The sequence below is a fragment of the Variovorax sp. TLI9-5A genome (genome assembly GCF_056867935.1).
This window is the reverse complement of sequence record NZ_CP200310.1, coordinates 2,124,287-2,136,259: the sequence shown is the minus strand read 5'-3', so window position 1 is coordinate 2,136,259 and position 11,973 is coordinate 2,124,287. Positions and strand designations below refer to the sequence as shown.

Sequence of the window (11,973 nt, the reverse complement as noted above, 5' to 3'; positions counted from 1 at the left end):
AGGAGACAAGCCCGATGACCCGCCCCGCCCTTCCCTGGCGACGATGCCTGCTGGCACTGGCCGCCGCTGCCATGCTCGCCCCGGCGCATGCCAACAACGCCTGGCCCGCCAAGCCGATCAAGGTGATCGTCAACTTCCCGGCCGGCGGCGCCGCCGACCAGATCGCGCGCGCCATCTCGCAGCCGTTGCAGGAATCGCTGAAGCAGCCGGTGGTGATCGAGAACCGCGCCGGCGCCAACGGCAACCTCGGCGGCGAGGCCGTGGCGCGCGCGCCGGCCGATGGCTACACGCTGCTGATGAGCTCGGGCGGCATGGTGTCGGTGAACCCGCATCTGTATTCGCGCATGAGCTTCGACCCCGCGAAGGACCTGGTGCCGGTGGCCGCAGCGGCTCGCGTGCTGGTGTTCCTGGTCACGCGGCCCTCGCTGCCGCCGGCGAACGTGAAGGAGTTCATCTCGTACGTGAAGGCCAACCCGGGCAAGCTGTCCTACGGCTCGCCGGGCAACGGCAGCTCGCCGCACCTCGCGGGCGAGATGTTCAAGACGCAGGCCAACCTGTTCGCGCTGCACGTGCCCTACCGCGGCGCGGCACCCGCGCTGCAGGACCTGCTGGCCGGCCAGATCGACTACGCCTTCGACCCCGGCATCGCGCTCACGCAGGTGCGCGCGGGCAAGCTGCGGCTGCTGGCCGTGGGCAGCCCGAAGCGCTCGCCGCTCTTTCCCGACGTGCCCACTCTCGACGAGGCCGGCCTGCGCGGCTTCGACGCCGACACTGTGTTCGGCTTCTACGCCCCGGCCGGAACGCCGCCCGAGGTGGTGGCGCAGCTCAACGCGCAGATCAACCGCACGCTCGCGCTGCCGGCCGTGCAGGAGCGCATCGCGTCGATCGGCGGCGAGCCGCAGCCCGGCTCGCCGGCCGCGTTCCAGCAGCGCGCGGCGGCCGACTCGCAGCGCTTCGGCGCGCTGATCCGCGAGCGCCGGATCGCGGCGGACTGAACAGGGATGGCCCAACTGCTCAACGTGGAAGACTACCGGCGTCGCGCCCGGAGCGCGCTGCCGCGGCTGGTGTTCGACTACATCGACGGCGGCGCGGAGGACGAGCGCTGCATGCAGCGCAACCGCGACGCGCTGGAAGCGCTGCCGCTGATTCCCGAATGCCTGCGCGACACCAGCAAGGTGGACATCGGCACCGAACTCTTCGGCCGCCGCTGGCGCGCGCCCTTCGCCATCGCGCCCATCGGGCTGGCCGGCCTCGTTCGGCCGCGCGCCGATGCACTTCTGGCCGCTGCAGCACAGGCGGCGGGCGTGCCCTTCATTCTTTCCACCGCCTCGAACACGCGCATCGAGGACGTGCGCAACGCCGCGCCCGACGCCGCGCTGTGGATGCAGCTCTACGTGATGGGCGAACGCGCCATCGCCGAGCGCATCGTGCGCCGCGCGCGCAACGCGGGCTTCGAGGCGCTGGTGCTCACGGTGGACGTGCCCGTCAGCGGGCTGCGCGAACGCGACCTGCGCCACGGCTTTCGCGTGCCCATGCGGCTCACGCCCGGCACGGTGCTCGACATGGCACGGCACCCTGCATGGCTGCTGCGGCTGGCCGGCGGCGGCATGCCGCAGTTCGCGAACCTGCTGCCGGATGAAGACGACGGAGCGCCGGTCTCGGCGCAGACGCAGGCCGCGCTGCTCTCGCGCGCCATGGACCGCACGCTGACCTGGGACAGCCTGGGCTGGCTGCGCAAGCTCTGGAACGGGCCCCTGCTCGTCAAGGGCCTGCTGGGCGTCGAGGATGCGCGCCGCGCGCTGCGACATGGCGCGGACGGCATCGTGGTCTCGAACCACGGCGGCCGGCAGCTCGATGCAGCACCGGCCACGATCGCCGCGCTGCCGGCCATGCTCGATGCGGTCGGCGGCCGCATCCCGGTGCTGGTGGACAGCGGCATGCGGCGCGGCAGCGACATCGTCAAGGCGCTCGCGCTCGGCGCCAGCGCGGCGCTCGTGGGCCGCGCGCCGGTCTATGGCCTGGCCTGCGGCGGCGAACAGGGAGCGCTCTCGGTGCTGCAGCTGCTCGCGCAGGAGACCGAACGCACGATGACCTTGCTGGGCGCCTCGCGCGTCGATGAACTCGGACGCAGGCACGTCGAATTGCATGCACCGCGTTCGCACGCCGAACAGGCTACCCCTGCACCTGTGAATACGCACGGGAAAGCCTCCATTTACCCCGCGCACGCGACTGCCTAGATTGCGGATTCACTCGTAGAGACACACAACACAACGAAGGAGACCATGAAAGCCCATCGCCAATCCCGTCCGTTCCGTCGCCTGGCCACGAGCCTCGCAGCGGCCACCGCAGCCCTCGCGCTGATCTCCCCGGCCGCCCAGGCGCAGGACAAGCCGGTGCAGCTCAAGCTGTCGAGCTGGGTGCCCGCGCAGCACCCGCTCAACCCGGCGCTGCAGGCGTGGGCCGACGACATCAAGAAGGAGTCGGGCGGCACCATCACCGCGATCCTCTTCCCGTCGGAGCAGCTGGGCAAGGCCTTCGACCACTACGACATGGCGCGCGACGGCATCGCCGACTTCTCTTACGTGAATCCGGGCTACCAGCCGGGCCGCTTCCCGGTGATGGCGGGTGCGTCGCTGCCTTTCCTGTTCGCCAACGGCAAGGAAGGCTCGGCCGCCATCGACGCCTGGTACCGCAACTACGCGGCCAAGGAAATGAAGGACGTGAAGTACTGCTTCGCCTTCGTGCACGACCCCGGCACCTTCCACTCGCGCAAGAAGATCACCGTGCCCGGCGACGTGAAGGGCATGAAGGTGCGTCCGGCCACCAGCACCGTGGGGCAGCTCATCACCTCGCTGGGCGGCACCAACGTGCAGGCCTCGGCGCCCGAGTCGCGCGACATGCTGGAGCGCGGCGTGGCCGACGCCATCACCTTCCCGTGGGGCTCCATCGGCCTGTTCGGCATCGACAAGGTCGTGAAGTACCACATGGACGTGCCGCTGTACGTCACGCCCTTCGTGTGGGTGATGAACAAGGGCAAGTACGACGCCATGTCCACCGCGCAGAAGAAGGTGATCGACGACCACTGCACCAGCGAATGGGCGCAGAAGGTAGCCGGGCCGTGGGCCGACTTCGAGTTCGCGGGCCACGCCAAGATGGCGGCGCTCTCGGGCCACGAGATCTACAAGCTCACGCCGGAGCAGCTCGACGCATGGCGCAAGGCCGCGGCGCCTTCGGAAGCGCAGTGGGCCGATAGCGTGAAGAAGGTCGGCGAAGACCCGAAGGCGGTGATGGATGCGTTGAAGGCCAGCCTCGCCAAGTACAAATCGGCGCTCTGAGCGATGGCTACCCGGTCCGCCAGCTACATGGACCGCGCGATCAATACGATTGAATGGCTCGCCGCCATTTTTGTAGGGATCGTCGCGCTCAACATCTTCGTGGCCGTGGTGCTGCGCAAGTTCTTCGACACCTCGATCCCCGACGCCTACGACTTCGGCCGCATGCTGCTGGGCATCCTGATCTTCTGGGGCATCGCCGCCACCAGCTACCGGGGAGGCCACATCACGGTCGACCTGGTGTGGACAGCCGCCGGCCCGCGCATGAAGCGCGTGATCGACGTGTTCGCCACGCTGGTGCTGCTCTTCGTGGTGGCGGTGCAGACCATCATGCTGTTCGACAAGGTGCGCGGCACGTATGTCGACAACGTGCAGACCTACGACCTCAACATTCCGACCTGGCCCTTCTATGCCGTGGCCTGGGCCGGCGACGTGTGCGCCGTGCTGCTGATCGCCATTCGCACCTACAGGCTCATCTTCCATCCCGAACAACTCGAAGAAGTTCACGCAGAACAGAAGGCCGACGAATGAGCCCCGATGCAGTCGCAGTGTTGGGCTTCGTCGCCCTCTTCGTGTTGATGCTGTTGCGCGTGCCGGTGGGCATGGCGATGGGCCTGGTGGGCGTGGTGGGCTACAGCTACCTCGTGGGCCCCGGCCCCGCGCTGAAGCTGGTGGGCCAGACCTCCATGCGCACCGTGACCGACTACACCTTCGGCGTGATCCCGATGTTCATGCTGATGGGCGCGCTGGTGTCGGTCTCGGGCGTGAGCCGCGAGCTCTTCAAGGCCGCCAACTCGATGATCGGCCACCTGCGCGGCGGCCTCGGCGTGGCCACCGTGGTGGCCTGCGGCGGCTTCGCGGCGATCTGTGGCTCGTCGGTGGCCACGGCCGCCACGTTCTCGGCGGTGGCCTACCCGGAGATGCGGCGCTTCAACTACCCGCAGTCGTTCTCCACCGGCGTGATCGCCGCGGGCGGCACGCTGGGCGCGATATTGCCGCCCTCGACCGTGCTCGCGGTGTACGCCATCCTCACGCAGCAGGACATCGGCAAGCTCTTCATGGCGGGCATCGTGCCCGGCATCCTCGCGATGGCCATGTACGTGCTGACCATCGCGGTCATCGTGAAGACGCGGCCCGGCTGGCTGCCCGGCGGCGAGGTCAAGCCCTGGTCGGAACGCCTGAAGGACCTGAAGAACGTGTGGGCGCCGCTGGTGCTGTTCGTGTTCGTCATCGGCGGCCTGTACGGCGGCTTCTTCACGCCGACCGAAGCGGGCGGCGTGGGCGCGAGTGGCGCCTTCATCCTCGGGCTGGTGCGGCGCAAGCTCGACGGCCCGAAGATCCGCGAGGCGCTGCTGTCGGCCACGCGCACGGCGGCCGCGGTGTTCACGGTGCTGATCGGCGCGCTGCTGTTCGGCTACTTCCTCACCATTACCCAGAGCCCGCAGAAGCTCACCGAATTCCTCACCGGCCTGGGGATCGGCCGCTACGGCGTGCTTGCGCTCATCATGCTCATGTACCTGGTGCTGGGCTGCCTGATGGACGCCATGGCGATGATCATCCTCACGGTGCCGATCATCTACCCGGTGATCGTGCACCTGGGCTTCGACCCCATCTGGTTCGGCGTGATCATCGTGATGACGGTGGAACTCGGCCTCATCCACCCGCCGGTGGGCATGAACGTGTTCGTCATCAAGAGCGTGGTGAAGGACGTGAGCTTCACCACCATCTTCAAGGGCGTGCTGCCGTTCATCGTGACCGACATCATTCGGCTGGTGATCCTGATCGCGTTCCCCATCATCGCCTTGTGGCTGCCGACGAGAATGGGCTGATGAGCAATACAAGCACCCCTGCAAACAAGGAAGTGGTCTACGCCGTGCGCGTGGAGTTCGGCGACTGCGACCCCGCCGGCATCGTCTGGTTTCCCAACTTCTTCCGCTGGATCGACGCGGCCTCGCGCCACTTCTTCGCCGAATGCGGCGTGCCGCGCTGGGAGGAGACGACGCAGACACTGGGCGTGATCGGCACGCCGCTTGTCGACACGCACACGCGATTCGTGAAGTCCGCGAGCTACGGCGACACGCTGCAGATCACGGTACGCATCACCGAGTGGCGCGAGAAGAGCTTCGTGCAGACCTACCGCGTGACGCGTGGGAGCGAGCTGATCCTGGAGTGCGAGGAAGTGCGCATCTTCGGGGCGAAGCGCGAGGGCGGAGGGATACGGGCGGTGGCGATTCCGCCGTCGATACGGGCGCTCTGCGAGTAGCAGGGGTTCAGCGCAAGCGCGCGAGCAGCCCGTCCACACCGCGGTCGATCAGGTCGAAGACTTCGACGAAATCCTTCTGTCCGCCGTACCACGGGTCCGGCACGTCGCCGTCGATGCCCTCGGCGTACTCGGTGAACAGATGGACCTTGCCGGCCGTGCCCGAGGGCGCAAGGCCGCGCAATGCTGCGCAATGGCGAGCCGTCATGCCGATGATCAGGTCGAAGCGCTCGAAGTCCGACTTCTTCACCTGCCGCGCGACGTGCGCGTGCATCTCGATGCCCCTGCGCTTCGCCTCGGCAACGGAACGCGGGTCGGGCGGGTTGCCGCTTTCTTCGTCCGAGATGGCGGCGCTGTCGACTTCGATGTCGAAGCCGGCTGCCCGGGCCTTGTGCATGAGCAGGGTGTGGGCCGTGGGGGAGCGGCAGATGTTGCCGGTGCAGATAAACAAAACTGACGGTGTCTTCATCGGAATGAATGCTGATTGAAAGGCTCGCTTCACATGCCCTGCTGCAATCGCAACACTGAGGCAACAAGCCCTCGAACCGCATCGTAGAACACCCTCTCGCGGGTTGACGCACCCGTGATGCGGTGCAACAATCCGGAAATCTTCATTTCGGAGCCCCGTGCGTGGACAGTGCCAGTTGGATCAGTGACAAGACGCGTGCCTCGGCAGGCGTGACACATCCGGCCCTCTAGCGCAGGCTTCTCCCGCGCTGCGTGCCGGTCGTTGCACACAGCGTGACCCGTTTGCCATTCCGGCGAGCGGCTCCCCTCCTCCCGATTCCCGTCGTTCTCGTCACTGAGTATTTCAGTCAGCTTGCGTGCGTCCGTGCGCGAGGCCCTTCTGTGCGAAGGAGCCTTGTCATGCGTCACTTTCATTTTCGTCGTCTGCCGCACGAACAACAGCGTGTTCGTCCGTCGGCACGCGTGGCTGCGCCCGCTGCCGTAGTGGCAGTGGAAGCGGCCCCGGCCGTGGACGCCGCGCTCGACCAGGCCGCAGCCCTCTGGACCACGCGCCGCATCCGCAGCTATCTGCTGCTGCAGCCGGTCTGCGTGCCCCGCCGCTGAGCCGCGTTCCGCGCCTTTTCTCTTCGAGCAGCCCGCAAGCAACCCAGGAGCACACCATGGACCCCGCCTCTTGTCGGCGCCATAGCGCGCCCCCTTCGCCAAGACCTATTCCAACAACGACGCGGCCCGCTGCCGCGCCTCGCAGAGGGTTGCGCCCGGCCGGCTGATCGGCGCCGGGGTTCTCCTTCCGCGGGCGCCAGTGGCGGCCGCTCCGAAGGAGAACATCATGAAGAACGTACTCAAGTCCTTTTTCGAAAGCTTCCTGCGCAGCCGTCACATGCTGCACCACTTCGAGCGCTGGCAGACGCTGCTGGGCTCGAAGCCTGTCGGAACCGGCTCCATCAGCATGCCGCCCGACATCGCGAAGGCCCTGAACACGGCCTCGCGTACCGATGCCGGCGAGATGCTGGTCAAGCTCAACAGCTCGCCGCGCGGCCTCAGCGAGGGACACGCGCAGGTGCTGCGCAAGCGCCTGGGCAGCAACGAGGTGCGCCACGAGCAGCCGCTGCGCTGGTGGCAGCACCTGTGGCAGTGCTACCGCAACCCGTTCAACCTGCTGCTGACGGTGCTGGCGCTGGTCTCCTACGTCACCGAGGACATGAAGGCCACGCTGGTGATCGGCAGCATGGTGGTGCTGTCGACGGTGCTGCGTTTCCTGCAGGAGTCGCGCTCCAACAAGGCCGCCGACCGGCTCAAGGCGATGGTGAGCAACACCTCCACCGTGCTGCGCCCCGCGCCGGGCCACAAGGAAGGCACGGCCGGCGACGAGGGCTTCGACACCACGCATGCCGGCACGGTGCGCGTCGAGGTGCCGATGCGCGACTTGGTACCAGGCGAAGTGATCGCACTGTCGGCCGGCGACATGATCCCGGCCGACTGCCGCCTGCTCACGGCCAAGGACCTGTTCATCAGCCAGTCCGCGCTGACGGGTGAGGCCATGCCGGTCGAGAAATTCGTGCTCGACCGCGGCAACCACGCTGCTGGCGTCCTCGAACGCGAGAACCTGCTCTTCATGGGCACCAACGTGATCAGCGGCACCGCCACCGCGCTGATCGTGCACACCGGCGACCGCACCTTCTTCGGCGCGCTGGCCCAGCGCGTGACGGCCACCGACCGCGGCACCAGCGCCTTCCAGGCCGGCATCAACCGCGTGAGCTGGGTGCTGATCCGCTTCATGCTGGTGATGGCGCCGCTGGTGCTGGTGATCAACGGCGTGGCCAAGGGCGACTGGTGGGAGGCGGCGCTGTTCGCGCTGTCGATCGCGGTCGGCCTCACGCCCGAGATGCTGCCGATGATCGTGACCGCCACGCTGGCCAAGGGAGCGGTCGTGATGTCGCGCCAGAAGGTGATCGTGAAGCGGCTCGAAGCCATCCACAACTTCGGCGCCATGGACGTGCTGTGCACCGACAAGACCGGCACGCTGACGCAGGACCGCATCGTGCTCGAGCGCCACACCAACGCATGGGGCGAGCAGTCCGACCACGTGCTGCAGCTGGCCTACCTCAACAGCTTCCACCAGACGGGGCTGAAGAACCTGCTCGACAAGGCCGTGCTGAGCCACGCCGAGATGCAGCTCGAAACCCGCCTGCAGACCGCCTACCGCAAGATCGACGAGGTGCCCTTCGACTTCTCGCGCCGCCGCATGTCGGTGGTGGTGGCCAACGGCGGCAGCGAGCATCTGCTGATCTGCAAGGGGGCGCTGGAAGAGATCCTCTCGGTGTGCACCTCGGTCGAGCGCGGCGCCGAAGTGCTGGCGCTCGACGCCGACGTGCTCGCGCGCATCCACAGCGTGGCCTCGGAGCTCAATGCCCAGGGTCTTCGCGTGGTGGCCGTGGCCAGCCGCTCGCTGAAGCTCGAGGAGCAGAAGCCGGCCTACGGCGTGGCCGACGAGTCGGGGCTCACGCTGCTGGGCTACGTGGCCTTTCTCGATCCGCCGAAGGAATCGACCGCACCCGCGCTGCGAGCGCTGGCCGATCACGGCGTGGCGGTGAAGGTGCTGACGGGCGACAACGAGTTGGTCACGCGCAAGGTCTGCGCCGACGTGGGCCTCGAAGTCGGCCGCATCGTCCTCGGTGGCGAGATCGAGGAGATGGCCGACGCCGACCTGAAGCTGGTCGTCGAGGCGCACCAGGTCTTCGCCAAGCTCACGCCCGCGCACAAGGAGCGCATCGTGCACGCGCTGCATGCCAACGGGCACGTGGTGGGCTTCATGGGCGACGGCATCAACGATGCACCCGCGCTGCGAGCCGCCGACATCGGCATCTCGGTGGACAGCGCGGTGGACGTGGCCAAGGAGTCGGCCGACATCATCCTGCTGGAGAAGAGCCTGATGGTGCTGGAGCAAGGCGTGATCCAGGGCCGCCGCACCTTCGCGAACATGCTCAAGTACATCAAGCTCACCGCGAGCTCGAACTTCGGCAACGTGTTCTCGGTGCTGGTGGCCAGCGCCTTCCTGCCCTTCCTGCCGATGCTGCCGCTTCACCTGCTGGTGCAGAACCTGCTGTACGACGTGTCGCAGATTGCCATTCCGTTCGACAACGTGGACGAAGAGTTCCTCAAGAGCCCGCAGCGCTGGAACCCGGCCGACCTGGGCCGCTTCATGGTGTTCTTCGGCCCGCTGAGCTCGGTGTTCGACATCCTCACGTTCACCGTGATGTGGTTCGTCTTCGCGGCCAACTCGGTGGACCACCAGACACTCTTCCAGTCGGGCTGGTTCGTCGAGGGCCTGCTGTCGCAGACGCTGATCGTGCACCTGATCCGCACCCGCAAGATCCCCTTCCTGCAAAGCCGAGCCTCCTGGCCGCTGCTGATCATGGGCGCCGCGATCGCCGCCGTGGGCATCTGGCTGCCGATGGGGCCGCTGTCGCACTACTTCAAGCTGCAGGCCCTGCCGCTGGCGTACTTCCCCTGGCTGGTGGCGATGCTGCTGGGCTATGCGCTGCTGACGCAGGCTGTGAAGGGGTGGTATGCGCGCAGGTACGGGTGGCAGTGACCACTTGCGGCCGCGCGGTTTCGTGACATGTTCATGACACCCGGCGGCTGCAAACTGAGGCATCAACAAGACAAGAAGAAGGATTCCATCGATGCAAGCCATCCAGAACATCAACCTGATCTCGCTGCTCGACACCCTGGTCAGCGTGGCCGCCGCCTTCATCCTCGGCTCGGTGATCGGCCTGGAGCGCCAGATACGGCAGCGCACGGCCGGCTTGCGCACCAACACGCTGGTGGCCGTGGGAGCGGCAGTGTTCGTCGACATGGCCTACCGGCTCGACGGCAGCGGCGGTGCCGTGCGCGTGGTGGCCTATGTGGTGTCGGGCATCGGCTTCCTGGGCGCGGGCGCGATCATGAAGGAAGGCGCCAACGTCACGGGGCTGAACACGGCGGCGACGCTGTGGGGGTCGGCGGCGGTGGGCGCCTGCGCGGGCGCGGACCTGCTTGGCGAGGCGCTGATCGCGGCGCTGTTCGTGCTGGCCAGCAACACGCTGCTGCGGCCGGTGGTGAACCGCATCAACCGCCAGCCGATCAGCGAAGAGAGCAGCGAAGCGACGTACGTGGTCCGGGTGATCTGCTCGCGCGCGGCGCGGCCCGACGTGCTCGACCAGCTGCTGGTGCTGCTGGAGGCCGCGAACTACCCGGTGCGCGATGTCGACCAGCACCCGTTCGGGCCGGCCGACACCGAGATCGGTGCAACGCTCTATGCGACGGCGGTCGAGCCCGAGGAACTCGACCGTGTCATCGAGGAACTGGAAGCACTCGACGGCGTGCAGCAAGCCTTCTGGAATGCCACCGCCGAAGAGTAAGGGGCGTCAGACGCCCAGGATCGAAACAGCCTTGGTGTTCAGGTAGGCCTCGAGCGCCTCGGGGCCGCCTTCCGAGCCGTAGCCCGAATCCTTCACGCCGCCGAACGGCATTTCCGGCGAGGGCGTTGCGGGCTGGTTGATCCACAGCATGCCCAGCTCGAGCTTCTGGCTCAGCAAATGGGCGTTCTTGATCGACTTGGTGAAGGCGTAGCCGGCCAGGCCGAAAGGCAGGCGGTTCGCTTCGGCGATCGCTTCTTCGAGCGTGTCGAAGCCGCGGATGGCGGCGATGGGGCCGAAGGGCTCGTTGTTGAACACGTCGGCGTCCAGCGGCACGTCGGTCAGCACGGTGGGGGCGAAGAAGTTGCCGGCATCGCCGACGCGTTCGCCGCCGGTCGCGACCGTGGCGCCCTTCTTGCGGGCGTCTTCCAGCACATAGGCCATGGCCGTGAGGCGGCGCGCATTGGCCAGCGGGCCGAGGTTGGTGCCTTCGGCGAGGCCGTCGCCGAGCTTCAGGCCTTCGGCGTGCTTGACCAGCAGGCTCGCGAACTCGTTGCGCAGGCTGTTGTGCACCAGGAAGCGGGTCGGCGAGATGCAGACCTGGCCCGCGTTGCGGAACTTGGCGGCACCGGCGGCCTTCACGGCCAGCGCCACGTCGGCGTCTTCGGCGACGATGACCGGGGCATGGCCGCCGAGTTCCATCGTCACGCGCTTCATGTGCTGGCCGGCCAGCGCGGCCAGCTGCTTGCCCACCGGGGTCGAGCCGGTGAAGGTGACCTTGCGGATGATGGGGTGGGCGATCAGGTAGCTGGAGATTTCGGCAGGGTTGCCGAACACCAGCCCCACCACGCCGGGCGGGATGCCCGCGTCGACAAAAGCGCGCAGCAGCGCGGCGGGCGACGCCGGGGTTTCCTCGGGCGCCTTCACCAGGAACGAGCAGCCGGTGGCCAGCGCGGCACCGAGCTTGCGCACGATCTGGTTGATCGGGAAGTTCCACGGCGTGAAGGCGGCGACGGGGCCCAGGGGCTCCTTCAGCACCAGCTGTTGCGCGGCCAGGTTGCGCGAGGGCACGATGCGGCCGTAGACGCGGCGGCCTTCGTCGGCGAACCACTCGATGATGTCGGCAGCAGCCATGGTCTCGACCTTGGCCTCGCCCAGCGGCTTGCCCTGCTCCTGCGTGAGCAGCCTGGCGATTTCGAGGGCGCGTTCGCGGATCAGGCCGGCGGCGCGGCGCATGACGGCGGCGCGCTCGTTGGCGGGGGTGTTGCGCCAGGTTTCGAAGCCGCGCTGCGCGGCGGCCAGGGCGCGGTCCAGGTCGGCGATGCTGGCATGCGCCACCTTGCCGATGGCCTTGCCGGTAGCGGGATTCACGACGTCCAGCGTCTTGCCGCCGGTGGCGTCGACCCACTCGTTGTCGATCAGCAGGCGGGTGTCGGTGTAGGTGGCGGTCATGGCGAGCTATTCCTTCAGGACTGGATGATGAAAAGAAGAATGGGGAATTCTGGGTGTGCGG

11 protein-coding genes are annotated in these 11,973 nt (G+C 67.5%); 9 read left to right on the top strand and 2 right to left on the bottom strand.

The window, feature by feature from the left end; all coding sequences use genetic code 11:
* Nucleotides 1-14 precede the first annotated feature (14 nt).
* From AC1VNX_RS10330 to AC1VNX_RS10305, 6 genes are read left to right on the top strand one after another with little or no spacing between them, the layout of a single operon-like run.
* Entirely contained in the window at nucleotides 15-995 is a 981-nt protein-coding gene (locus AC1VNX_RS10330; protein ID WP_483156616.1) for a Bug family tripartite tricarboxylate transporter substrate binding protein, read from the top strand.
* 6 nt (nucleotides 996-1,001) lie between these two features.
* Nucleotides 1,002-2,237, top strand: coding sequence for an alpha-hydroxy acid oxidase (locus tag AC1VNX_RS10325; protein WP_483156615.1), 1,236 nt, complete (start codon nucleotides 1,002-1,004; stop codon nucleotides 2,235-2,237).
* Nucleotides 2,238-2,282: 45 nt separating this feature from the next.
* Nucleotides 2,283-3,335, top strand: a complete 1,053-nt coding sequence (locus AC1VNX_RS10320; RefSeq protein WP_483156614.1) for a TRAP transporter substrate-binding protein — start codon at nucleotides 2,283-2,285, stop codon at nucleotides 3,333-3,335.
* Between the two features lie 3 nt (nucleotides 3,336-3,338).
* A complete protein-coding gene (locus AC1VNX_RS10315) occupies nucleotides 3,339-3,863 on the top strand; it encodes a TRAP transporter small permease (RefSeq protein ID WP_418116051.1) in 525 nt (174 codons plus the stop codon).
* A complete protein-coding gene (locus AC1VNX_RS10310) occupies nucleotides 3,860-5,161 on the top strand; it encodes a TRAP transporter large permease (RefSeq protein ID WP_295976904.1) in 1,302 nt (433 codons plus the stop codon). Before AC1VNX_RS10315 ends, AC1VNX_RS10310 begins: the two co-directional genes overlap by 4 nt.
* Nucleotides 5,161-5,595 (top strand): acyl-CoA thioesterase, encoded by a 435-nt coding sequence (locus AC1VNX_RS10305; RefSeq protein WP_483156613.1) that lies wholly within the window; start codon nucleotides 5,161-5,163, stop codon nucleotides 5,593-5,595. Before AC1VNX_RS10310 ends, AC1VNX_RS10305 begins: the two co-directional genes overlap by 1 nt.
* 7 nt (nucleotides 5,596-5,602) lie before the next feature.
* Here AC1VNX_RS10305 and AC1VNX_RS10300 read toward each other — a convergent pair whose 3' ends face one another.
* Nucleotides 5,603-6,061 (bottom strand): low molecular weight protein-tyrosine-phosphatase, encoded by a 459-nt coding sequence (locus AC1VNX_RS10300; protein WP_483156612.1) that lies wholly within the window; start codon nucleotides 6,059-6,061, stop codon nucleotides 5,603-5,605.
* A gap of 398 nt (nucleotides 6,062-6,459) precedes the next feature.
* On the opposite strand from AC1VNX_RS10300, the gene AC1VNX_RS10295 reads away from it, so the two are divergent.
* The 3 genes from AC1VNX_RS10295 to AC1VNX_RS10285 all read left to right on the top strand — a co-directional run bounded on the left by AC1VNX_RS10295 (nucleotide 6,460) and on the right by AC1VNX_RS10285 (nucleotide 10,463).
* Nucleotides 6,460-6,663 (top strand): hypothetical protein, encoded by a 204-nt coding sequence (locus tag AC1VNX_RS10295; protein ID WP_483156611.1) that lies wholly within the window; start codon nucleotides 6,460-6,462, stop codon nucleotides 6,661-6,663.
* A 226-nt stretch (nucleotides 6,664-6,889) separates the two neighbouring features.
* Entirely contained in the window at nucleotides 6,890-9,655 is a 2,766-nt protein-coding gene (gene mgtA, locus AC1VNX_RS10290) for a magnesium-translocating P-type ATPase (protein ID WP_483156610.1), read from the top strand.
* A gap of 91 nt (nucleotides 9,656-9,746) precedes the next feature.
* A complete protein-coding gene (locus AC1VNX_RS10285; RefSeq protein ID WP_483156609.1) occupies nucleotides 9,747-10,463 on the top strand; it encodes an MgtC/SapB family protein in 717 nt (238 codons plus the stop codon).
* A gap of 6 nt (nucleotides 10,464-10,469) precedes the next feature.
* On the opposite strand, the gene AC1VNX_RS10280 is transcribed toward AC1VNX_RS10285, so the two are convergent.
* A complete protein-coding gene (locus tag AC1VNX_RS10280) occupies nucleotides 10,470-11,912 on the bottom strand; it encodes an NAD-dependent succinate-semialdehyde dehydrogenase (protein ID WP_483156608.1) in 1,443 nt (480 codons plus the stop codon).
* Between the last annotated feature and the right edge of the window lie 61 nt (nucleotides 11,913-11,973).